Here is a 22,099-nt window from a genome sequence, read left to right as displayed (position 1 = left end):
GTATGTGCGGATTGTATTCGGCTTATTGATAATCGGAGTAATGTATTTGTTCCTCTGGCCGGTTCCGGTGGCTCCCATCGCCTATGAATTTCCAGATCCACCCGGCTTTTCAGGTGATTATGCAGAAAACGCAGCATTGGATAAATTGGAACTGGTCAACTTGCCGCCAGGCGAAGTCGGCCCCGAAGATATAGCGGTTCTGCCGGACGGCGCTGTCTATACCACCAGCCTTTCAGGGAACTTGTATCGGATTGACGGTAACTCTTTGGTAGAAATTGACAATCTGGGTGGGCGTCCCCTTGGTCTTCATGCTGGACCAGATGGAGCACTTTACATAGCTGACAGTTTTCGCGGTGTGATGCGATGGGACGGACCGGGCACATTGCGAAATGTCGTCTCCGAAATTGATGGGAACCCAGTAATATACGCAAACCAGTTGGCGGCGGCCAAGGATGGCACCATCTACTTTTCGAACTCATCTGACCGGTTCGACCCGGAAACCATGGGCGGCACGAAACCAACGTCAGTCCTGACGATATGGGAGCAATCCGAAAGCGGCTACGTAGCACGCCATGATCCCGGCGGGACCACTGTAAAAATTGCAGAAGGTTTCGTTTACACTAACGGCGTCGCCCTTTCCCCGGAAGAAGATTTCCTGTTGATTGCCGAAACGGGGAGAGCCCGGCTCCATAAACACTGGCTGAAAGGGCCCAAAGAGGGGACAACCGAGGTTTTGCTGGATAACCTTCCCGGCTATCCTGACAACATCGAGGCGCAGGGCGATGGTACCTATTGGATGGCCTTTGCCAGCCCCCGAGTACCGTCCGAGGTTCTGATGCCATATCCATTTTTGCGCAAAGTGGTTTGGAGATTGGGTCCAATGGTTCGACCCGCACCAATTCATCGCGGTATGTTGGTGCACTTTGACGGCGATGGTAAAATATTGCGAACCCTGCAGGACCCTGATGGACGGTTGGGTATCACCACAGGTGGCAAAATCGTTGGCGATCAGTTCTATGTCATGACACTGGACTCTCCTTGGTTCGGCCGGATGCCAGTATCGCAGATGCCCTGACGTCGCAGTGGAATCGCGCCGAACTTTCAGGGCAAGGTGCAAGAAATACGGTTTAGGAGTTTCTGATGGCGCGCGTTTCTGTTGAATACAAAGATCACATCGCGGTTGTAACGCTGACCCGCGGCGACAAGATGAATGCGCTGGATGATGCGATGATAAAAGCGATCTTGTCTGCAGGGCAGGAGGTTGCGGCCTCAGAGGCCCGAGCCGTTGTTTTGTCAGGTGAGGGCAAAAGCTTCTGCGCGGGGCTGGATATGGCCAGTTTCGCAGGCATGGCGCATACCGATCCCACCGAATGGCTGATGACGCGCAGTCATGGTGACACCAATGAGATGCAGGAACTTGCTATGGTTTGGCGCCGCGTACCTGTGCCGGTAATTTGTGCCATAAAGGGCGTGGCCTATGGCGGTGGGTTGCAGATCGCGCTTGGTGCAGATGTACGAATTGCCCACCCCGACGCCAAGTTGGCCTTGATGGAAATGAAATGGGGCATCATCCCTGATATGGGCGGCATGGTGTTGTTGCCCCAGCTTGTTCGATCTGACGTTTTACGACTGCTCACCTATACTGCGCGCCCAATAGGAGCGTCGCAGGCGGCAGAATGGGGGCTGATCACCAAGCTGTCAGATGATCCCATGACCGAAGCGCTTGCGTTGGCCGAAGACATTGCAGGTAAGAGCCCTTCTGCTATTCGGGCGGCTAAACGTTTAGTCGAGATTGCAGAAAGCAAATCCCGAGCTGAAGTTTTACTGGAGGAATCTGCGGAACAAGTTGAATTAATCGGAAAACCTGATCAAATCGAGGTCGTTTCAGCGCACATGCAAGGCCGCAAACCAGAGTTCAAATGACTATCGCAGAAATGCGCGTCTAGCGTCCCTGGCCAGGTGATACCGCATCTCAAGATCAGCAATTTTCGCCATCGCGGTCTTTCGAGCATCTGGATCGGTTATTTTTGGGTAAACTTTTCGGGCAGCGTCCAATTCTTTTTTGATCTCGAATTCCTCGGGCAAAACACCGGCTTGCGCCATGATCCGATGGCCTGCGGCAATCGCGGGATCTGAAAGCGCTTCGGGCGAGCGATCTGGTAAAGGCTTACCTTCGCCTTCCAGTCCCTTTAGCTGACCTTCGGCCTGTGCTTTCTTGATCTGGCGTTCCACCAGCTTTCCTAATGATCCAAGCATAATCAAATAATACCTGACAGTCGGTCAGGGTAAAAGCACTCAACGAACTCGGTTGGTCACAAGGTATGCGGCGCCACCTGCTAAAAGACCCACGACAGCAGCGCCAAGCCCGAAGACAGTGATACCCGACGCGGTAATCGCAAAAGTCAGAATAGCTGCTTCGCGCTCGGCAGGGACTTCAAGTGCCGCAAAGATCGAATTGGCCATTACGCCAATTAGCGCGACGCCTGTCAGGGTGCCCATCAGTAAGGGATCTGCGTGCGCCGCGAATCCAGTAATGGCAACCGCGAAGACACCAAATAGGCAATAAAAAACACCGGCCATAAACGCTGACCAATAGCGCTGGGTTGGATTTGGATGGCTATCCTCATTGGAACACATCGCAGCGGTTATAGCGGCCAGACAGGTCGCAGGGGCACCGAAAGGACCAGACAGAATGCTCGCGCCACCGACAGCCGAAAACAGTTTGCCCGGGTTGGGAGCATAGCCGAAGCTTCGCATTACCGCGATGCCAGGGATGTTTTGTGTGGCCATTGTGACGATAAACAGGGGAAGGCCTATCCCAATGGCGGAAGCTACCGAAAAGGTCGGCATCGTCCAAACGGGAACAGCCGCCAGCTGTTCGGGGCTGACTGAATTGTTCCCGGCGCTGAGGACCACGACGATTGCGGCCGCTATCACAGCTGACGGAACTGCAATTAACCTGTTGATCCGCCCGGCGACGAACCATGTTACGATGACGGGTAACACCTGCCACGGCATTTCGACTGCCGCTTTAAAGGGCACTATGCATAATGGCAGCAACACACCGCCCAACATTGCTTGCGCCAAAGTTGTCGGTATTGCTGCTGCCAAACGACCAAGTGGGCGCCATAATCCAGCGAGAAATGTTAGCGCACCTGCGCACAAAAATGCGCCGACCGCCCCCGAAAAGCCCGCGGCAGGCGTGGCGGAAACAGCCAGAAGAGCGGCCCCCGGCGTGGACCAAGCGACGCTAATCGGTTCTTTGTACCAAAGGCTGAGAATGATCGCCGTCAACCCCATCGCCACTGCTGCCATTGATAGGCCAGAGGCAGCTTGGGAAGATGATGCGCCCATAGCGTCAAGACCTTGCAGAACAATCGGGAACGAGCTGAAGAAACCGACAACGGCCACCACCAGTCCGGTCGAAATGGTTTGTATCGGGGGAAGAGATAGCGCCATCTTGACCTCGGGAGTTGTCACTGGCTTGTGCTATCAATCGCAAGCAGGGGTGAACAGGGGTAAATGATTGGTTGAAATGAAAGCCCCGCCGAAGCTTGTCCGGCGGGGTTGTATAGATTTCTGAACTACGAATACAAAATATCAGGCGATTTCGGCCAGACGCGCAAGCGCCTCGTTCAACTTCGCCTCTTCTTCTTCACGGGCCGCGAGGTTGGCTTTGGCTTCCTCAACCACTTCCTCCGGTGCCGAAGCCACGAATTTGGGATTATTCAGGCGCCCACGCAATCCGCCCAGTTCTTTGGCAAGCTTGCCTTTTGCTTTCTCTAACCGTTCTTTTTCCGCGCCGATGTCGATGATATCCGCCAACGGTAGGCCGAAAGAAGCGCCGGGTGCTGCGATTGAGATCGTGCCTTTGGGTAGTTCATCCGACTTAGTCAAGCTGTCGATCCGCGCCAGTCGTTTGATCAGCGTCTCATTGCGGTCCCAAGCGACCTGGCCGTTCGCATCGATCTCGGTCACCAGCATCGGCACGTATAGGCCAGCAGGTACCCGCATCTGCGCGCGGGCCGAGCGGGTGTTTTCGATCAATGAGATGACCCAGTTCATCTCTTGATCCGCATCAGCGTCAATCAGGTCGGCGGCGACATAGGTCGGCCAGTCAGCGTGGACAACCAATTTGACACGGTTGCCGGTCAGGCCCCAAAGCTCTTCGGTAATGAAGGGCATGATCGGGTGCAGCAGGACCATGCACTGATCCAGTACCCAACGCATGGTGGCGCGAGTTTCGGCCTGCGCCGCGGTGTCGTCTCCTTGCAGCAGCGGTTTGGACAGCTCCACATACCAGTCACAGACCTTACCCCAGACGAAGGCGTAAAGTCCATTTGCCGCATCGTTGAAACGGTAGCTGTCCAGCGCTGCGTCAACTTCTTCACGTACACGGGCGGTTTCACCGATAATCCAGCGGTTTACGGCTGCCTTAGGTTTCAGGTCGGTTACATCCAGCTGCGGAACGGCGTCGGTAAAGACTTCGTTCATCTCGGCAAAACGGACGGCATTCCAAAGCTTGGTACCGAAATTGCGATAGCCGGTGATGCGTTCGCGGGACAGTTTCAGCACGCCGCCAATCGCCGCCATCGAGGCATTGGTAAAGCGCAGAGCGTCGGCGCCGAATTCGTCTACGATCTCTAGCGGGTCGATGACGTTGCCGGTGGTTTTGGACATCTTCTTGCCCTTCTCGTCGCGGACTAGCTGGTGCAAGTAAACGGTGTGGAATGGGACTTTGTGTACCACGGCCAACTGCATCATCATCATCCGGGCAACCCAGAAGAACAGTATGTCGAACCCAGTGACCAAAATATCAGTCGGGAAGTAACGCTGCAGTTCCTCTGTCTGCTCTGGCCAGCCAAGTGTGCCGATAGGCCAGAGACCGGAGGAGAACCATGTGTCAAGGACGTCAGGGTCGCGCCAAACCGGGTAAATCAGTTTGGTTGGGTCTTGCCCAACTGCGTATTGAGCCAGGCTTTCAGCGAATTGATGAATCGCCTCGTGCTTGTCCGCGACTTCAATAACGGTGGCGTGGCTTAGCGGGCTGGGAATGTCAGCGTTGTCGTCAGTGAACTTTTCAATCACTGCATCGAAACTGGGCGCGCATTCCATAACATTGCCACGGTGCAGCATGCCGCCTTCGCTTAACAAACGACCCAGTTCGACTAGATCCAGGTTGCCGTCGTTCTCGTCATCGATGAAATCTTCCGCCGACAGGTCCAGGCCATACCAAACAGGAATTTGGTGCCCCCACCAAAGTTGGCGCGAGATGCACCAGGGCTCGATGTTTTCCAGCCAGTGGTAATAGGTCTTCTCACCCGACTCGGGGATGATTTTGACAGTGCCGTCCTTGACCGCGTCGAGCGCGGGGCCAACGACCTTGGCGGCGTCGACAAACCACTGGTCGGTGAACATTGGTTCTATGACTACTTTCGAACGGTCGCCGAAGGGCTGCATGATCGGTTTGCTTTCGACCAACGGAACCAGCTTGTCCGCGCCTTCGTGATCAGGTTTCAAAGCGGTTGATCCCAAGCGCGGATCATCCGCGCGGGTCATCACGGCCAGACCGTCAGCAGTGATCTCTTCGACCACCTTCGCACGCGCCTCGAACCGGTCGAGGCCGCGCAGGTGATCGGGGATCAGGTTGATCGCGTCGATCTCGTTCTCGGTGAACTCTTTGCCGCGCGCGTATTCCTGAGCCTTGTCCGCTTCTTCCGCGTAAGGCGCGCCATCGGCCCGCATCGCGCCTTTGGTATCCATCAGGCGGTACATCGGAATACCGCCGCGCTTGGCGACCATGTTGTCGTTGAAGTCATGCGCGCCGGTGATCTTCACCGCGCCCGAGCCGAAATCGGGATCAGGGTAGTCATCGGTGATGATCGGGATCTGGCGGCGATGCTCTTTCGGGCCCACCGGGATTTCGCAAAGCTTGCCAACGATGGGAGCGTACCGCTCATCCGAGGGGTGAACCGCAACCGCGCCGTCGCCCAGCATGGTTTCAGGGCGCGTCGTGGCGATCGAGATGTAATCGCGTTCTTCCTCGAGGATGATATTCCCGTCCTCGTCCTTTTCGACATAGGTATAGGTCTCGCCCCCGGCCAGCGGGTATTTGAAGTGCCACATGTGGCCCGCGACTTCGACATTTTCAACCTCAAGATCCGAAATCGCGGTTTCGAAATGCGGGTCCCAGTTGACGAGGCGCTTGCCGCGATAGATCAGGCCTTTTTCGTACATGTCGACGAATACCTTTATAACGGCATCGTGGAAATTGGCCGAATTCTCATGCCCCGTGCGCGGGTCACCCGCCGCCCCCGCCATAGTAAACGCATTGCGCGACCAGTCGCACGAGGAACCGAGGCGTTTTAGTTGTTCTATGATCGTGCCGCCGTACTCGCCCTTCCATTCCCAGACTTTCTCAAGGAATTTCTCACGTCCCAACTCGCGTCGCCCGGGCTGTTGAGTAGCGGCAAGCATTTTTTCGACCTGCATCTGTGTTGCGATACCGGCATGGTCCTGTCCAGGCTGCCACAAAGTATCGAACCCACGCATGCGGTGCCATCGGATCAGTATGTCTTGCAATGTGTTGTTGAATGCATGACCCACATGCAGCGCGCCTGTCACGTTCGGCGGCGGGATCATGATGGTAAAGCTTTCGTCGCGTGATTTGTTTGCGCCAGCCTTGAAGGCTTCAGCCTGTTCCCAAGCCTTGTATATCCGGGCCTCGGCCTCGGCCGCATTGAATGTCTTTTCCATCGCCATCGGGTGCGTCCTGCGTCAACGAATTTGGGTCAGCGCCTGCAATAACGAATGGACGCAAAAAGGGGAAGGGGCCGCGCGCAACCTCCCGCTTTGAACTACGGGTTTGAAAAACTCAGGCTTTGGCTGATGCTTCAGATCCGTAAAGCTGTAGGTTTTTAGACGCGCCTTGCGCCATGGCTTTGGCTTGATCCAAGCGGATTTGTGCATGCAGGTTCAGAGCATCGGCAGAAAACAATTCAGTGGGTGCCGGAATTTGGATGAAATTCCCTACTTTATCGCTGCCTCTTGCCAGCATTGCATAATCGCGGTCGGCAATTTTCTGTTGCGCGTTTGGGTTTAAATACCGGATTGCCAAACCGATCCTGCGGTCGTTTGAAACGTTGGGACCTGATCCGTGAATCGTCAACCCATGGTGCAAAGACATTTGCCCCGGTCGCAATTCGATATGAGTTTTATCTTCTTCTGCAACGTCCACGGCCACTTCCTGACCGCGTGACAGCAGGTTGTTGTCCGAGAAAGTGTCGTTGTGTGGAAGGATAGGGTTTTTGTGGCTGCCTTTGACGAAATCCATACAACCACTTTCAACAGTCGCTGGCGACAGCGCGATCCAGGCGGTTAGTTGGTCTGGCGTTTCTCCCATACCCCAATAGGTCAGGTCCTGATGCATTCCGACGACCTGGGTGGTTCGAGGTTCTTTGATGAACAACTCCGCCGACCAAAGCAGAATATCTGGCCCCAAGACACCTTGAACAACATCCAAAACGCGGGGATCAAGTGCTATACGAGCTACTGACGGCATGACCACATGGGCGTTGACACGTTTGTACATATTCAATGGCAGCGGAAGGTCAGCTTCGCGCCAACTGTCCTCAATTTCTTCCAGCTCGTCACGAAGTCGCGCGGTTTCCGCCTCCGAAAACACAGTTATTGGAAAAACAAAGCCGTTTCCCCAGTAATCTGAGACCGCTTGATGGGTTAATTGACCATTTGAAAGTGGAACTGAAGCAGGCATGGGCCCTCCGACATACCGGTTTAGGCTCATGCTATGAGAAGGATTGTACAGCGCCACGTCAAATTCAGACAAGCGTGTCGCAATCAGGCTATCTGGCGATAATTTTTGTAGGCCGCTGGACAAGAGAAAACCACGCGCTAGGGTCGCAGCCAAAAGTCAGGCATAGGATTGCTCCATGGAAAAGTTTGGAAAAAGCCAACCCGTCAAACGTACCGAAGATCAGCGTTTCTTGACTGGGCAGGGCACCTATATGGATGACTCTGTTCCTGAAAATGCTCTGTTTGCGGCATTCTTTCGCAGCCCGGTCGCACATGCAAAAATCACATCGCTAGATCTTGAAGCTGCACGCGCGTCAGAAGGTGTGCATTTGGTGATGGCATGGGAAGATTTGGTTTCCACCGGTATCGATACTGTAATGAGTGCAACGACGGTGGCCAATCGGGACGGGTCGCAAGCTGCGGGACCCGAACGGCACATGCTGGCCAAAGGGCGTGTTCGGTTTGTTGGCGAGCCGGTTGCTGTCGTCGTTGCCGATACGCCGATACAGGCACGAGACGCGGTCGAACTAATCTGGATGGAGACGGACGATCTTCCGGCGAAGATGGACGTTGCGGCCGGAGGCGAGGTCTTGCATCCCGAGGCGCCAGACAATCTTGCGTTTGATTGGGGGCTTGGAGACGAAGCCGCGACAGAGGCCGCATTTCAAAGTGCCGCATATACCGTTTCGTTGGACGTCCACGACAACCGCGTCATTGTCAATTCGATCGAGCCACGTGGCTGTCAGGCCACTTGGTTCGAAGAGCGCCTGCATTTTGCCTATGGTGGACAAGGTGTCTGGGGCATGAAGGCGCAACTTGCCAATAAGCTAAAACTGGAACCAGACTCGATCCGTGTGACAACTCCAGATGTCGGTGGCGGATTTGGCATGAAGGCGATGCCCTATCCCGAGTATTTCTTGATCGCGGTTGCCACCATGCAGCTAAAGCAGACTGTTCACTGGATGTCTGACCGATCCGAAGCGATGCTGTCGGACCACCATGGTCGTGATCTGACTTCACTGGCAGAATTGGCATTTGACCAAAACTACAAGATCACTGCTTATCGGGTACACTCCAGATGCAACTTGGGCGCATATAACAGTCATTTCGCGCAAGCCATCCAAACCAACCTTTTCAGCCGTGTTTTAATGGGCGTTTATGATGTGCAAACAACCTATTTGCGGGTTGAGGGGTTTTACACCAATACGACTCAAGTTGATGCCTATCGTGGCGCTGGTCGGCCCGAAGCGATCTACGTACTTGAACGGGTTATTGATAGGGCCGCGCGTGAACTGAGTATTGACCCGTGGGAGTTGAGGCGGAGGAATTTCATCCGCCCAGATGCATTTCCTTACGAATCCGCCACTGGTGAGACTTATGACGTGGGAGAATTTGACATGGTCCTGTCGCGCGCGAACTCTCAGTCCGAAGGTTTTGCCCAACGCAAGGCGGCAGACGCCCAGCAAGGCCTGATCCGCGGACAAGGTTTATGTTATTACATCGAAAGCATTCTGGGCGACCCCAACGAAGGCGCCAAAGTCGAGTTTTGCGAAAATGGAACTGTAAACCTTTATGTCGGCACCCAATCGAACGGGCAGGGGCATGAAACGGTCTACGCTCAGTTCCTTTCAGACCAGACCGGAATTCCGGCTGAGCGGATCAATGTCGTGCAAGGCGATAGCGATAGGTTGGCGCAGGGTGGTGGCACCGGCGGTTCCCGTTCGGTGACAACGCAAAGCAATGCTACTTTGGTCACGATTGACACGATGATTGCCGCATTCACGCCTTATCTTGCGGATAAAATGGGCGTTGAGGAAAGCATTTTGACATTCGATCATGAAACATTTCGCGCGCCTGGTTCTAACCTGACGCCCACGCTGATCGAGGCCGCAGAAATGGCTCGGGCTGACGGGCGAAGTGACCTGTTACAGCATGAGGCCCGCGCCAGATTGGAGGCGCGTAGCTATCCAAACGGAGCGCATGTTGCCGAAGTTGTGATCGATCCCAAAACCGGGGAGTCTCGGGTAGAGCGGTACATAGTGGTCGATGATTTTGGAAATCTTATCAACCCTTTGCTGGCCGAGGGGCAAGTCCACGGTGGTGTTGTGCAGGGAATTGGACAGGCCTTGAATGAGCATGTTGTGCATGATGCTCAAGGGCAACTGCTCACGGCTTCGTTCATGGACTACGCCTTGCCCCGCGCCGCTGACGTACCCATGATTAAGTTCACCTCGGCGCCCGTTCCATCAACTGCAAACCCCATGGGTATGAAAGGCTGTGGCGAAGCGGGGACCGTAGGCGCATTAGCGGCCGTGGCGAACGCGGTTCAAGATGCGCTCTGGGATTTTGGGGTGCGGCAAGCGGATATGCCATTCACTCCTCATAAGGTATGGGAATTGCTGAACGATGGTTCTGTCGCGGCTAAGTAGAAAGGTTCTGGGGTGGCTCGGGAGGCCTTTGCGGTCCGAGCATTCTGCAGAAACACGCCACCGAGAACCTGTCAGCCACGTCATCATCCTTGACGGTACGATGTCGACCCTGAACCCGGGTTTTGAAACTCACGCCGGTCAAACCCTGCGTTTGTGTCGCGAAATGGGCAGTAAAGTTTCAGTTTTCTACGAGGCAGGCGTGCAATGGGAAAGCTGGAAATCCTCGCTGGATGTGATGATGGGACGCGGTATAAATCGACAGATTCGGCGTGCTTACGGTTATCTTGCCTCTCGCTACAAGCCGGGCGACAAGATTTTCTTCATCGGGTACTCGCGCGGTGCTTACGGTGTTCGCAGTTTGGCGGGTGTAATCGATATGATTGGCTTGCTGAAGGCGGAGCACGCGACGGAACGAAATATCCTGCAGGCCTATCGTCACTATGAATGCAACTCCAATGGCGAAGCTGCGGCAACTTTTAGCAAAGCTTTCTGCCATGAGAATATCTCTATCGAAATGGTTGGCGTCTGGGATACGGTCAAGGCGCTTGGTTTGCGCCTGCCATTGCTTTGGCGCTGGACCGAAGAACGCCACTCGTTCCACAACCACCAGCTTGGCCCGGCAACGCGTCACGGATATCACGCCATCGCTTTGGACGAGACTCGAGAAGTTTTTGAACCGGTGTTGTGGCAATGTACCCCAGACTTTAAGGGCCACGTTGAACAGGTTTGGTTTCGGGGAACTCATGGAGATGTAGGCGGTCAGTTGAACGGTTTTGAGGAGGCCCGTCCGCTGAGCAACATCTCACTTATATGGATGCTGGATAAGACCGAACTGCATGGCCTGCCACTGCCCGACGGTTGGCGAGACCGTTTCCCTACAGACTCTGCCGCGCCATCCGTGGGAACCTGGAGGGGCTGGGGAAAGATATTCCTACTTCGCAAGCACCGAAAAGTGGGAAGGGATCAGTCTGAACGCTTGCACGTCTCGGTTTCACCCGACGAACTGCCCAAATGGGTACCTATCCCGGATTTACCATCACATCCCGCGCAGTAGATTGATTAGTTGGGAATGCAGACGTCTGTAACTGGCTCAAGAAACAGATGCGGATTTTTCAAGCGGTCAAATCGATACCTGCGTGGTGACCAATTGAAGTACTCAAAACCTTCAGACCTCCCAATTTCGCGATTGACAACCAAGACGCCGTGCAAAAATTGCTTTGACGTGTCTTTGAGGCCTGTTCTTGTCGTATAGAACGAGAAGCCTCGCAGTTCGTGGAAAGTGTTGATCTCCGAATATGGCCAGTGATTTGCAATGCAATACGGAAATCCGCCAGAAATTACCCGTGCCTGAATAAGAATCATAGGAATTGCGAGTAGCGACCAAAGCGCGGCAGCGGTTGCAATCGCCATTCCCGCTTTCGCAAATCCAGTCGGTTGAACTTTGCCGTCTCTTCCTGACCAAATGAGAAAGCTTGAAGCGACAGCAATCGTCAGGGTTATGCCATGCCAAATCGGTGAATATGAAACTCCAGTTAGGAAAAGCCCAATTATAGCGGAAAAGAATGCCAGAGTATTGGCAATAGCGGACGGTATCAGACGCACCCCCATCAGCATCAGGCCCGCTATAACGAGAGGTAAAATGGGAGCAAGCCAAGCTAAAAGGTAAAGAACCTGCATTGAGGGCGACAATGTTGTGCCGAGCAGCTTGGGCGCGAACACTGACTGGTTGATAGGCTGTATATACGCCAAGAAAATCAATGCTGCGTATGCACAGTATAGAGTTTTGTGTTTCAAAAACAGCTTTATTGGGAATGCTCTTGGACAATCAAAAAATTGGGGATAATGGCCATCAGCCTTAGGGTTAATGGCCGGTCAGTGTCATTTTTAGTGCAACATCGCTAATACCGAAGTGAATCCAGATTGGCCCCTACCTCCGGCGGTCGCGGCGTGAACTCATTGGTTGGAACGCAACGCCTACATGTGCTTCGCAATATGGCTTGCCGGCCTCGACTGGCAGGCCACAAAACCAGAAGTCTTCGGTCGCAGGGTCGCCGACTGGCCACTTGCAGGTCTTTTCTGTCAGTTCCATCAGCAAGAGTTTCTTCGCCTTCTTTTCCACTTCGTTGACCTTGGCCAATGCTTCTGGGCTGATCTCGTTAGCCGAAGGTTGTGGCGGTAACGGTTGACCGGCCGGGATAATCTGACGACGGGCTGGAACGGCGGGTTTAGCTTCAGCCGCAGGGGAAGGAGAGGGACGTGCCGGTTCAGTCTTGGGTGCGGGCTTTGGCTTAGCCTCTGCTTTAGGCGCTGGGGCTGGTTTTTCCTTGGTTTCGGATTTAGCCGGCGATGCGCCTGTTGCACGGTTCGACAGGCCCAGACGGTGCACCTTACCGATCACGGCGTTGCGGGTGACACCGCCCAGTTCCTTGGCGATCTGGCTAGCCGACTGGCCTTCGCCCCACATTTTTTTGAGCTGTTCTACGCGCTCGTCAGTCCAGGACATGGGTTGCCTTTCAAAAAGCGGGAAAGCGGCCCCGGATTCGGGCCGCCTTCGGAATTCGTATCAGTCACCTATTGTAAACACTGCGTCCCGAGTTACAAGCAGTCTTCGAATCACTTTGGGGCCGGATAATGCAGATTCCTGCAAAACAAACTCCGCGCAGTTTTGGCAGAGTTAACTGGATGGGGCTTTCCACGCTAGCTAAACGGGAAACCCTGCGATTTCTCGTGGTTTGGACTCAGACGCTTTTGGCGCCATTGGTCACTGCTGGTTTGTTTCTGCTCATCTTCACAATAGCCATAGGTCCCGGTAGGCCCGATGTGATGGGAGTGCCCTTTCTTATTTTTCTGGCACCGGGAATAATGATGATGACGGTGATCCAGAACGCTTTCGCAAACACTTCGTCGTCGATGGTCATTGCCAAGGTGCAGGGCAATATCGTCGACACGTTGATGCCACCCCTATCGCCGCTCGAGATTCTTTTGGGATATCTGGCCGGAGCCATTGCACGTGGTGTTATGATCGCCCTTATCGTTGCGGTCGCCTTGGCTGTCGTTTTGGGCCTTGTCCCTCAGAACCCGCTTTTTTCCTTTGTATTTGTTATCCTTGGCGGCGCTTTCATGGGAGCGCTTGGGCTTTTTGCCGGAATATTCGCGAACAAGTTCGACCAGATGGCGGCCATAACCAATTTCATTGTAACTCCATTGGCTTTCCTGTCTGGGACGTTCTATTCGGTACAGGCTCTACCACCCGTTTTGAACAGAATTAGCCACGTGAATCCTGTGTTTTATCTGATCGACGGGCTTCGATATGGAATGATCGGCGTGTCTGACAGTTCACCATACCTGGGAACCGCTATCTGCATTTTTGCAACGTTTTTGGTGTGTGGAATCACCTGGCAGATGCTTCGCACTGGTTACCGGCTCAAGGCCTGACGCAATCTTGCCTCGCGCCAGACGAGTATGAAAGCTCCTGTCATGATAATGGCGGACCCAACCAGAGTAACCGGGTCGGGAATCACACCGAAGACTGTGAAATCATAAAAAGCTGCAAAAATCAGAGTCGCATAGCTGATCGGTGCTACAAAAGATGCATCCGCCCGCGCCATCCCGTTGACGAAACAAGCCTGAGCGCAAGCCATCAAGAATCCAATTCCCGCCAACGCAATCCATTGTGCAGTTGTCGGCATCTGAAATACGAAACTCACCGCGACCGTGGCGATTGTCAGCCCCATCGCGTTGTTAATTAACAATATCTGGATCGGAATTTCGCGCCCCGAAAGCTTTTTGATGAAAATTAATTCCATTCCGATAACAGCAGCTGCTGCCAGAGCCAGCAGAGCGGCTGGCTGAAAACTGTCAGGTGTTGGTCGCAGCAGAATTAGTGCGCCGGAAAGCGCGACGGCGGCTGCCAGCCATCGCCAAGGGCCGACACCTTCTTTGAGCAACGGAATGGCGAGAACCATAGCGAAAATCGGGTTCAGAAATGAAATTGCGGTGGCGTCCGCGATTGGGATGAATGCGACCGATGCGAACATCAAGGTAATCCCTACCCAACCAAAACTCGTTCGTCCGATATGCAGACCCCAATGCGGGCGGCGCAATTCTGGCCGCAATAAAGCAACTGCAGTTACAATTACGAAAAACGCAAACAAAAAACGCCCGTGGCTAATTTGAAATGGATGCAAAGCCGGACCCAGAGCGTCAGTGCCGAGCGCCTTTGCTAACAACGTCGTTCCCGCAATAAATGCACTTGCAGCGAGAATCAGCAAAGCTGCTAAGGGTGGGTTTTGCGGCTTAGTTACAAACATGAGGTATCCGGTGCGTTAGCCTGTGGAAAATGGCAAGAGGGAATGTCACCTTGCTGATCGAATTTCGATCAACGTAATTTTCGGGGTTTTCACAGTGATCTGTTCTCGCTATACGGCGCGTCATGATCAAACACGCAAATATCCTGCTCCTTCGACGCCGACGCTTTGTTGCTTAGTCGGCCCGTTTGATCTTTGTGTGCCATCAGAATATGGCAAATTCCCAACCAAATCTGTTGACGAACCCGGCCTTTGTGTTTCACTCACAAGGCTTATCTTACCCGAAAGGATGATCCGATGATCCCGTCCGTTCTGCCTACTTACAATCGTGCGCCTCTAACATTCGTGAAGGGCGAGGGCGCTTGGCTGACCGAGGCAGATGGCCGACGTTTTCTGGATCTCGGCGCCGGCATTGCCGTCAACGCGCTGGGCCATGCCCATCCTGCCTTGGTGAATGCTTTGACAGAACAGGCGCATGCTCTTTGGCATGTATCGAATCTGTATCATATCCCCCAGCAAAAGATGCTGGCAGACAAGTTGGTAGAACACACATTCGCCGATACAGTGTTTTTCACCAATTCGGGTACGGAATCTTGCGAGCTGGCCGTCAAGATGGCTCGAAAGTTTTTCTATGACAAAGGCCAAACTGAACGTGTCGAGATTATCACGTTCGATGGTTCGTTCCACGGTCGGTCCTCGGCCGGGATAGCTGCAGCCGGTTCAGAGAAAATGACCAAGGGCTTCGGCCCGCTGCTGCCTGGTTTTGTTCATATCGCTTTCGGCGACTTGGACGGTGTCACAAACGCAATTACGGAAAAAACTGCGGCTATTATGATCGAGCCGATTCAAGGTGAAGGCGGAGTCCGTCCTGTTCCCGATAGAGAACTCAAAGCTCTGCGCCAGATTTGTGACGACAACGGTTTGCTGTTGATCCTTGATGAGGTCCAATGCGGCGTCGGTCGTACAGGCAAACTTTTTGCCCATGAATGGGCAGGTGTCACGCCGGACATCATGATGATCGCCAAGGGAATTGGTGGCGGGTTTCCCTTGGGCGCGGTATTGGCCACCGAAGACGCGGCCAGCGGTATGACTGCCGGAACGCATGGCTCGACCTATGGTGGCAATCCGTTAGGTTGTGCTGTGGGCTGTGCGGTAATCGATCAGGTTGCCACTCCGGCGTTTTTGGATGGCGTCAACCGCAAATCAGGGCTGCTGCGGCAAAAACTGGAAGGCCTTATTGCCGATCATCCAGATGTGTTCGAAGAAGTGCGCGGCTCTGGCCTGATGCTGGGTTTGAAATGCAAGCCTAACAATCTTGATGTGGTCAACGCAGGATACGACAATGAGGTAATTACGGTGCCTGCAGCTGATAACGTGATCCGCCTCTTGCCGCCACTGACCTTGACCGAAGACGACATTGCGCAAGCGATGATACGCCTTGAAAAAGCAGCCAAGCAGATCGAATCCAGCCTGGCCACGGCCTGATCTTTTTCCTTTCTAAACTAAAATGTGAGATCGGATTATTGCCGTCCGCCAACAGTAAAAAGCGAAACGAAATGAATCACTTCCTAGATATTCACAAGACCGATACAGCGGATTTGCGGTCAATGATCAATCAGGCAAGCACAATGAAACAGGCTCGTCTGGGACGGCCGAAGGCGGCACTTGATGACGATCAGCCGCTAAAGGACCGCATGGTGGCGTTAATATTCGAAAAGCCTTCGACACGGACCCGCGTTTCCTTCGACGTCGGTGTTCGTCAGATGGGCGGTCAGACAATGATGTTGTCGGGCAAGGACATGCAGTTGGGTCATGGAGAAAACATTGCCGACACTGCCCGGGTCTTGTCGCGCTATGTTGACATGATCATGATCCGAACATTTGACGAATCCATTCTTACGGAAATGGCGGAATACGCGGATGTGCCAGTTATCAACGGGCTGACGGACCGAACCCATCCTTGCCAGATAATGGCAGATGTTTTGACCTTTGAAGAGCATCGAGGTCCGATCGCGGGAAAGAAAGTTGTTTGGACCGGGGACGGTAACAATGTATGTGCCTCTTTCCTACACGCTGCTGGCCAATTCGGTTTTGACCTTACCTTCACCGGACCGGCTCAGTTTGACCCCGAAGAGGACTTCATGGGATTTGCACGGCAAAAGGGATCAAAAATCGTGATTGAGCGCGATCCCTATAAAGCCGTTGAAGGCGCAGATCTTGTCGTCGCGGACACTTGGGTTTCGATGCATGATTCTCAGTCTGCAAAGGAACGGCGGCACAATCTGCTAAGGCCATATCAGGTTAACGCGGATCTCATGTCCCATGCCAAATCTGATGCCCTGTTCATGCATTGCCTGCCTGCGCACCGCGAAGAAGAAGTGACGTCCGAGGTGATGGACGGGCCCAACTCGGTCATATTTGACGAGGCTGAAAACCGACTGCATGCGCAAAAGGCGGTAATGCGGTGGTGTCTTGGCGTTTGAAGAGGATCACTTCCCTCAACGCGACCAGATCATCCAAACACGCAGATCAGCGAGTGTTTTTACGCTGGCCACTAAGACCAATATGCAAAGCACAGTTTTGGTCATAATCTCCATCGTTCCCTCGATCAACATGGCGTGAACAATGCCTCCAACCACGGTTACAGATGCCAGAAATGTATGAGCCAAACGCCACGTTTTGAAACGTATGCGCAAACGCCGACGCGCCAATGCAAGCGTGCCAGCCGCGAATATCGCCCACATCGCAATAACGCCCCAAGCTGAGAACGGAGTTGGGGATACGAACAGCAGCGCGTCGATTACATCTGGTGGGCTTGTGATCCACAGCCCTGTAACATGGATAACGACTGCCAGTACCAGAGCCACTCCAACCCATTTGTGCGTGGTTCGGCTGCGCTTCGGCGAAAGACCTGGCAATTTACTGCTGGCCAGTAAGGGCTGAAAAAGCAGCAGGACCATCCCAACGACCCCGGCAAATCCGGCCGTGATATAGATTGGTTGTCTCCAAGCTAGCAGCGGACTATTCGCAGCGGCAGCAATTGGCAGAATTGCTACTATTACCAACGCCGACCATGTTATGATCACGCGCATGCGTCGCATCTCTGATTATCCGTTGAAGTCAGAAGGGTTGCAGGACGAAATGGGCAATCAGGGATTTGTCCTTGGCGCTGGGCATGATCGGCCGCAGGAAAACAGTCTCAAACTCACCACTGTCATAGGCAAGGTGTCCATGAGGTTGGCCAAACGCGGGGACAATTTGCGGCATCTCTAGACGAAACTCACCCTTGGCGTCAGTTAGCGTCGCGCCATGACTATGTGGATCTCGCTCATGACCTTCCGTCGTGTGGGCCCAAATTTGAATGCGTTGCCCTGGTAGCGGGGCCCCATCTCCTGCGCGGCGTACGGTACCAGTCATCCAAAATCCTCCGCCTCCTATGCGATCCACAATGGGGGCACCGGGCCGGTAATTATTGGATCCGCCGCGCATTGATGGCGTCGGGGCAAGACTGTTTGCCCTAGCAGGAACAAAAAACGAAGATGCTCCGGCTGTCAGCACGGCACCACCGGTGACCATGAAAGAACGACGTGTGAAAGGCGTATCAGTCATCAATAGGTCTCCTGCAATTCGCAAAATTTGAGCTCGGGTTGGCACGAGCCGCCGTCATCATGTTCTAAACATAGCACGCCCGAAACCAATTCCGAGCATCACCGGCAGAGAATTGCGCAATCGTTTGGCCGCGTGGAAGTCTGGCTTCGGCTTACATTTTCGAAAGTCTTTGACCCCCCGCAAGAGGGGATGCAAACCTCGGCTTTGTAAAACGTGATTGGAAAGGTCTTGAATTGAATACAGCTAATCTTGTCTCACCCGAGGAAGTTGCAGCCTTTCAAAGAGACGGGGCCGTCGTTTTACGGTCGAAATTTTCTGCAGACTGGCTTTCTTTGCTACGCGAAGGCATAGACGCTGACCTGAAAACACCAACCGAAAATTTTACACGTCACACAAAGGACCCTTCTGCTCCCGCATATTTTGAGGACTACTGGGCTTGGAACAAGTTTTCGCAGTTTGAAAAATTTGTCCGGAATTCTCCTTGTGCGGCAATTGCGGCTGAATTGCTTAAGGCTGAATCTGTAAACCTTGTTATGGACAATTGGTTTCTGCGAGAGGCCGGATCAACGTCGCGCCCACCATTTCATCAGGATTTGTCTTATTTTGACTTCGAGGGCACGATGTGTGTCCTTTGGTTACCGTTGGAACCTGTAACGAAGGAAAACGGGATTGCATTCGTGCAGGGATCACATTTGTGGGACAAGCTTTTTATGCGGGTCCGGTTCGCGGATGGGCATCCAAGTTACGAACAAACCGAAGTCGCTGGTAAAACCTATTACGCGCCACCGGATATTAACGGTAATCCAGACGCATATAATTTGCTGCAATGGGATATGGAGCTGGGGGATTGCATATTTTTCGATATGCGAACGCTTCACGGTGGTCTTTCTTCCACCACGCCTACCGAAACGGTACGTCGCTACACCTTAAGAATGACTGCGCCGGATGGTGTCATTCGATACCGCGGGGACTGGGCCAAGGATGAGCGTAAACAGTTTGAAGCCGCTGGTTACCGCGAAGGAGACAGGATTTCAGGTCCATTTTTCCCTCAGCTTTGGCCCAAATAGAAGACCTAAGCCGGGATAAAGGAAACAAGGAACTTCGATCAAGCCTCTTTGACTTCACTAACGCCGTCATGTGTTGCACCCAATCTGTGCATTGACGCACTTTTCAAGTGTTAAGAGTGACATATATCCTCGAACAGCGAACATTGAGCCAAATACTGAGCGGCTCAGACCAAGGGAGAAAAGGTATGAGTTGGAACCCGACCCACAACCCGGAATGTGTAAACGACAGTTCGGCGCTTGAAACACTGATTATCCCGCGCGCACGTGATTTGGGCGGGTTCGAGGTGCGGCGAGCGTTACCATCGGTTGATCGTCAATTAGTTGGTCCATTCATCTTTTTTGATCAGATGGGTCCCGCCGAATTCATAACCGAAGGTGGCATTGACGTGCGCCCGCACCCGCATATTGGGCTGGGTACGGTAACCTATCTTTACAACGGAGAGTTCGAGCATCGCGACAGCCTTGGCACTCATCAGATGATCTACCCCGGTGAAGTCAATTGGATGGTCGCGGGTCGCGGGGTCACACATTCAGAACGCACCAGTGATGAAACGCGCGGTCAGCGTCACAGTCTTTTTGGCATTCAGACTTGGATTGCGTTGCCCGAGGCGCACGAAGACATGGCCCCTGATTTTGAACACCACAAACAAGGCGCTTTGCCCAACATTCAGGATGCAGGTGTCAGCGCGCGGTTGATCCTTGGATCGGCTTATGGCGAAACCAGCCCAGTGACCATGATGTCAGAGACATTTTATCTTGATGTTCAGATGGAGCCGGGCGCATCTTTTCCTTTGCCGGATGATCATGAAGATCGCGGAGTTTACGTCACCGAAGGGTCGGTGGAGATCGCCGGAGATATTTTTGAGTCCGGTCGCATGATGGTATTCCGCCCCGGGGATCGCCTGTCGGTCAAAGCCGGACCGGCCGGGGCGCGGTTAATGCTGTTAGGCGGGGCAACTATGAATGAGGACCGATATATCTGGTGGAACTTCGTTTCTTCTTCAAAGGAAAAAATCGAAACGGCAACGCGGGAATGGAAAAAGGCCGATTGGGCAGCAGGAGCCTTTCAGCTTCCGCCGGGTGATGATCAGGAATTTATTCCGATCACAGAGGAACTCGAGCGCACCAAACCGCGACGAGCACGCTAAAGGTGATTTCGAAAACCCGCTTGCCCGACTGACCAATTTTGGCGACCCTCCAAACCAACGGGAGTGTCGCCATGAAGATTGTCATCGCCGGCGCGGGCAGCATCGGGTGTTATTGCGGTGGATTGCTGGCTGAAGTTGGGCACGAAGTCGCTCTATTGGGTCGTGCCAGAGTTCTTGACCCTATTCGGCAACACGGCCTGACAGTCACTGATTATTCAGGTCAGTATCGTCACATTTCACCTAAGGATTTGACACTAACTGAAGACGCCGTTTGTTTGCAGAGCGCAGAAATCGTTATTGTGACGGTAAAAACTGGCGCGACTGCGGAAATGGCTTCGCTGATCGCACAAAACGTGGCTGATCATGCACCAATACTTTCGTGGCAGAATGGTATGGAAAGCAGCCGCATTTTAAGACGTGAGCTGCCTGATCATGATGTTCGGGCTGGTATGGTGCCTTTTAACGTTGTACCAGTCGACCCAGCCACATACCATCGCGCCTCCTCTGGCGAGGTCATGATCCAAAGCGGTCCGGGCGAGTTAAGCAAGTGGCTTGGCAGTGAATTGCAGCAAATTATTGAAAGCAACGACATAGAAGCTGTTCAATGGGGTAAGCTTCTGATCAATCTCAACAACGCACTGAACGCTTTATCCGGCCTAACGCTTCGGGAGCAGCTATTGAGCCGTCAGTGGCGACGCTTGTTGGCGGATCAAATGGTCGAAGCACTTACAGTACTTAAAGCCTCAGGAATCAAGGCGGCTTCGACAACACCATTGCCAGTTTGGGTCACGCCTTACATTCTTCGTCTTCCGACCCCGGTTTTTTCCCGCATAGCTGCGCGCATGTTGACAATCGATCCAACCGCGCGAACTTCGATGGCGTATGATTTCACGGCTTCACGTTCAACAGAAATCGACAGCTTGCAAGGAGAGGTAATTCGCCTTGGGGAAAAGGTCGGAGTCTCAACGCCGATTTGCCAGCGTGTCGCTGATCTAATTAAGAAAGGAAACTGCGAACCGATGAACCCGGATCAAGTTGTGCGAGATGATCCGGTTGTTTGAATTCACACTCGAAAGCGACTTCGCACCCGGTGCTCACATCGCATCCAATAGCTTGTGAAAAAATCCCCATCGGCCGATGGCAACACCATTGCGTTTCGCACCTTGGGCTGACGGACAGAATATAAGCTCAGACACTCAGCAAAAGGTCGCGCAGTTCCGGTTCCCGCACACGTTCGGCGGCAATCTTTGGTGATACCCAGGCGCGTTTCCTTTGAGCCATCTCGGGGAATTTGTCCGACAGCTTATCCACACTGATGTGGTAGACGCTGGTCAGAATTGGCTGAGAAGTGCCGTCGTTGAGGACTTTGTCATAAGTGAATTGACCAATTGGATCGGGATCAACTGTCTTAGCGCACACTCCAGCCTCTTCCCAAGCTTCCTGTTGCGCGGTACCAGCCCCATCCAACCCATCAATCGGCCAACCTTTGGGTATTACCCAACGACCGGTGTCTCTGCTTGTAATAAGCAAAACCTCGGGCTGATTATTTGTGGTTCGCGTGCACAGGGCTGCGAACTGCACCTTTCGGGGGCGCAGGGAAAACGGTCTAGCAACCTTTTTCCATAGATTTCGCAGCCATTTAGACATTTTGATCCCTTCTTCGACGAAAGCGTCGTGGCCAGTCGTCGATAAATAGGCGTTTAAGGCCGGGTTCTCAACGATTATTT

General features: G+C 53.4%; 20 protein-coding genes. 10 read left to right on the top strand and 10 right to left on the bottom strand.

Going from position 1 to position 22,099, the window contains the following annotated elements; all coding sequences use genetic code 11:
- Positions 1–4: 4 nt before the first annotated feature.
- Positions 5–1,075 (top strand): SMP-30/gluconolactonase/LRE family protein, encoded by a 1,071-nt coding sequence (locus AC2FNV_RS00215; RefSeq protein WP_367648116.1) that lies wholly within the window; start codon positions 5–7, stop codon positions 1,073–1,075.
- Between the two features lie 65 nt (positions 1,076–1,140).
- Positions 1,141–1,923 (top strand): crotonase/enoyl-CoA hydratase family protein, encoded by a 783-nt coding sequence (locus AC2FNV_RS00210; RefSeq protein ID WP_170604754.1) that lies wholly within the window; start codon positions 1,141–1,143, stop codon positions 1,921–1,923.
- On the opposite strand, the gene AC2FNV_RS00205 is transcribed toward AC2FNV_RS00210, so the two are convergent.
- The 4 genes from AC2FNV_RS00205 to AC2FNV_RS00190 form a co-directional block, all read right to left on the bottom strand.
- Entirely contained in the window at positions 1,924–2,256 is a 333-nt protein-coding gene (locus tag AC2FNV_RS00205) for a DnaJ family domain-containing protein (protein ID WP_170604756.1), read from the bottom strand.
- Positions 2,257–2,295: 39 nt separating this feature from the next.
- The gene (locus AC2FNV_RS00200; RefSeq protein WP_170604758.1) at positions 2,296–3,459 is read right to left on the bottom strand and encodes a benzoate/H(+) symporter BenE family transporter; all 1,164 of its coding nucleotides are present in this window, start codon (positions 3,457–3,459) and stop codon (positions 2,296–2,298) included.
- 141 nt (positions 3,460–3,600) lie between these two features.
- Positions 3,601–6,762: a valine--tRNA ligase gene (locus AC2FNV_RS00195; RefSeq protein WP_170610425.1), complete on the bottom strand. Its 3,162-nt coding sequence runs from the start codon at positions 6,760–6,762 to the stop codon at positions 3,601–3,603.
- A 112-nt stretch (positions 6,763–6,874) separates the two neighbouring features.
- Positions 6,875–7,774 carry a phytanoyl-CoA dioxygenase family protein gene (locus AC2FNV_RS00190; RefSeq protein ID WP_170610428.1) on the bottom strand — a complete coding sequence of 300 codons (900 nt, stop codon included), beginning with the start codon at positions 7,772–7,774 and terminating at the stop codon, positions 6,875–6,877.
- 175 nt (positions 7,775–7,949) lie between these two features.
- On the opposite strand from AC2FNV_RS00190, the gene AC2FNV_RS00185 reads away from it, so the two are divergent.
- Positions 7,950–10,241: a xanthine dehydrogenase family protein molybdopterin-binding subunit gene (locus AC2FNV_RS00185; RefSeq protein WP_170604764.1), complete on the top strand. Its 2,292-nt coding sequence runs from the start codon at positions 7,950–7,952 to the stop codon at positions 10,239–10,241.
- Positions 10,219–11,295, top strand: coding sequence for a T6SS phospholipase effector Tle1-like catalytic domain-containing protein (locus tag AC2FNV_RS00180; protein WP_496772100.1), 1,077 nt, complete (start codon positions 10,219–10,221; stop codon positions 11,293–11,295). Before AC2FNV_RS00185 ends, AC2FNV_RS00180 begins: the two co-directional genes overlap by 23 nt.
- A 5-nt stretch (positions 11,296–11,300) precedes the next feature.
- Here the strand turns inward: AC2FNV_RS00180 and AC2FNV_RS00175 are convergent, their stop codons facing one another.
- Together AC2FNV_RS00175 and AC2FNV_RS00170 are read right to left on the bottom strand one after the other, a co-directional pair.
- A complete protein-coding gene (locus AC2FNV_RS00175; RefSeq protein WP_170604768.1) occupies positions 11,301–11,918 on the bottom strand; it encodes a hypothetical protein in 618 nt (205 codons plus the stop codon).
- 250 nt (positions 11,919–12,168) lie between these two features.
- Positions 12,169–12,744: a GcrA family cell cycle regulator gene (locus AC2FNV_RS00170; protein ID WP_170604770.1), complete on the bottom strand. Its 576-nt coding sequence runs from the start codon at positions 12,742–12,744 to the stop codon at positions 12,169–12,171.
- Between the two features lie 128 nt (positions 12,745–12,872).
- Here AC2FNV_RS00170 and AC2FNV_RS00165 point away from each other — a divergent pair, with 128 nt between their 5' ends.
- Entirely contained in the window at positions 12,873–13,676 is an 804-nt protein-coding gene (locus tag AC2FNV_RS00165) for an ABC transporter permease (protein ID WP_170604772.1), read from the top strand.
- On the opposite strand, the gene AC2FNV_RS00160 is transcribed toward AC2FNV_RS00165, so the two are convergent.
- Positions 13,658–14,551, bottom strand: coding sequence for a DMT family transporter (locus tag AC2FNV_RS00160; protein WP_170604774.1), 894 nt, complete (start codon positions 14,549–14,551; stop codon positions 13,658–13,660). The genes AC2FNV_RS00165 and AC2FNV_RS00160 overlap by 19 nt on opposite strands.
- 294 nt (positions 14,552–14,845) lie before the next feature.
- Here AC2FNV_RS00160 and AC2FNV_RS00155 point away from each other — a divergent pair, with 294 nt between their 5' ends.
- The gene (locus tag AC2FNV_RS00155; RefSeq protein ID WP_170604775.1) at positions 14,846–16,033 is read left to right on the top strand and encodes an aspartate aminotransferase family protein; all 1,188 of its coding nucleotides are present in this window, start codon (positions 14,846–14,848) and stop codon (positions 16,031–16,033) included.
- A 71-nt stretch (positions 16,034–16,104) separates the two neighbouring features.
- Positions 16,105–17,031, top strand: coding sequence for an ornithine carbamoyltransferase (gene argF / locus AC2FNV_RS00150; protein ID WP_170604777.1), 927 nt, complete (start codon positions 16,105–16,107; stop codon positions 17,029–17,031).
- A 15-nt stretch (positions 17,032–17,046) separates the two neighbouring features.
- Here argF and AC2FNV_RS00145 read toward each other — a convergent pair whose 3' ends face one another.
- Both AC2FNV_RS00145 and AC2FNV_RS00140 read right to left on the bottom strand, forming a co-directional pair.
- The gene (locus AC2FNV_RS00145; RefSeq protein WP_217362367.1) at positions 17,047–17,640 is read right to left on the bottom strand and encodes a ferric reductase-like transmembrane domain-containing protein; all 594 of its coding nucleotides are present in this window, start codon (positions 17,638–17,640) and stop codon (positions 17,047–17,049) included.
- A gap of 28 nt (positions 17,641–17,668) precedes the next feature.
- The gene (locus AC2FNV_RS00140) at positions 17,669–18,157 is read right to left on the bottom strand and encodes a peptidase associated/transthyretin-like domain-containing protein (RefSeq protein WP_170604781.1); all 489 of its coding nucleotides are present in this window, start codon (positions 18,155–18,157) and stop codon (positions 17,669–17,671) included.
- A gap of 233 nt (positions 18,158–18,390) precedes the next feature.
- Between AC2FNV_RS00140 and AC2FNV_RS00135 the strand changes: the two genes are divergently transcribed.
- From AC2FNV_RS00135 to AC2FNV_RS00125, 3 genes are all read left to right on the top strand, one after another.
- A complete protein-coding gene (locus tag AC2FNV_RS00135; RefSeq protein ID WP_170604783.1) occupies positions 18,391–19,224 on the top strand; it encodes a phytanoyl-CoA dioxygenase family protein in 834 nt (277 codons plus the stop codon).
- Positions 19,225–19,409: 185 nt separating this feature from the next.
- Positions 19,410–20,372, top strand: coding sequence for a pirin family protein (locus tag AC2FNV_RS00130; RefSeq protein ID WP_170604784.1), 963 nt, complete (start codon positions 19,410–19,412; stop codon positions 20,370–20,372).
- A gap of 71 nt (positions 20,373–20,443) precedes the next feature.
- Positions 20,444–21,433: a 2-dehydropantoate 2-reductase gene (locus AC2FNV_RS00125; protein ID WP_170604786.1), complete on the top strand. Its 990-nt coding sequence runs from the start codon at positions 20,444–20,446 to the stop codon at positions 21,431–21,433.
- 127 nt (positions 21,434–21,560) lie between these two features.
- Here AC2FNV_RS00125 and AC2FNV_RS00120 read toward each other — a convergent pair whose 3' ends face one another.
- Positions 21,561–22,019, bottom strand: coding sequence for an NUDIX hydrolase (locus tag AC2FNV_RS00120; RefSeq protein ID WP_170604788.1), 459 nt, complete (start codon positions 22,017–22,019; stop codon positions 21,561–21,563).
- Positions 22,020–22,099 lie beyond the last annotated feature (80 nt).

It is taken from the genome of Ruegeria sp. BHSA163, assembly GCF_059613365.1.
The sequence above is the reverse complement of the archived record's forward strand: the minus strand, read 5'-3'. Positions and strand labels throughout refer to the sequence as shown.

Excerpts from the sequence above, each read along its gene's own strand:
- AC2FNV_RS00210 (WP_170604754.1), top strand. The coding sequence starts at position 1,141 with ATGGCGCGCGTTTCTGTTGAATACAAAGATCACATCGCGGTTGTAACG.
- AC2FNV_RS00205 (WP_170604756.1), bottom strand. The coding sequence starts at position 2,256 with ATGCTTGGATCATTAGGAAAGCTGGTGGAACGCCAGATCAAGAAAGCA.
- AC2FNV_RS00200 (WP_170604758.1), bottom strand. The coding sequence starts at position 3,459 with ATGGCGCTATCTCTTCCCCCGATACAAACCATTTCGACCGGACTGGTG.
- AC2FNV_RS00195 (WP_170610425.1), bottom strand. The coding sequence starts at position 6,762 with ATGGCGATGGAAAAGACATTCAATGCGGCCGAGGCCGAGGCCCGGATA.
- AC2FNV_RS00190 (WP_170610428.1), bottom strand. The coding sequence starts at position 7,774 with ATGCCTGCTTCAGTTCCACTTTCAAATGGTCAATTAACCCATCAAGCG.
- AC2FNV_RS00185 (WP_170604764.1), top strand. The coding sequence starts at position 7,950 with ATGGAAAAGTTTGGAAAAAGCCAACCCGTCAAACGTACCGAAGATCAG.
- AC2FNV_RS00180 (WP_496772100.1), top strand. The coding sequence starts at position 10,219 with ATGGTTCTGTCGCGGCTAAGTAGAAAGGTTCTGGGGTGGCTCGGGAGG.
- AC2FNV_RS00175 (WP_170604768.1), bottom strand. The coding sequence starts at position 11,918 with ATGCAGGTTCTTTACCTTTTAGCTTGGCTTGCTCCCATTTTACCTCTC.
- AC2FNV_RS00170 (WP_170604770.1), bottom strand. The coding sequence starts at position 12,744 with ATGTCCTGGACTGACGAGCGCGTAGAACAGCTCAAAAAAATGTGGGGC.
- AC2FNV_RS00165 (WP_170604772.1), top strand. The coding sequence starts at position 12,873 with ATGCAGATTCCTGCAAAACAAACTCCGCGCAGTTTTGGCAGAGTTAAC.
- AC2FNV_RS00160 (WP_170604774.1), bottom strand. The coding sequence starts at position 14,551 with ATGTTTGTAACTAAGCCGCAAAACCCACCCTTAGCAGCTTTGCTGATT.
- AC2FNV_RS00155 (WP_170604775.1), top strand. The coding sequence starts at position 14,846 with ATGATCCCGTCCGTTCTGCCTACTTACAATCGTGCGCCTCTAACATTC.
- argF (WP_170604777.1), top strand. The coding sequence starts at position 16,105 with ATGAATCACTTCCTAGATATTCACAAGACCGATACAGCGGATTTGCGG.
- AC2FNV_RS00145 (WP_217362367.1), bottom strand. The coding sequence starts at position 17,640 with ATGCGCGTGATCATAACATGGTCGGCGTTGGTAATAGTAGCAATTCTG.
- AC2FNV_RS00140 (WP_170604781.1), bottom strand. The coding sequence starts at position 18,157 with ATGACTGATACGCCTTTCACACGTCGTTCTTTCATGGTCACCGGTGGT.
- AC2FNV_RS00130 (WP_170604784.1), top strand. The coding sequence starts at position 19,410 with ATGAGTTGGAACCCGACCCACAACCCGGAATGTGTAAACGACAGTTCG.
- AC2FNV_RS00125 (WP_170604786.1), top strand. The coding sequence starts at position 20,444 with ATGAAGATTGTCATCGCCGGCGCGGGCAGCATCGGGTGTTATTGCGGT.
- AC2FNV_RS00120 (WP_170604788.1), bottom strand. The coding sequence starts at position 22,019 with ATGTCTAAATGGCTGCGAAATCTATGGAAAAAGGTTGCTAGACCGTTT.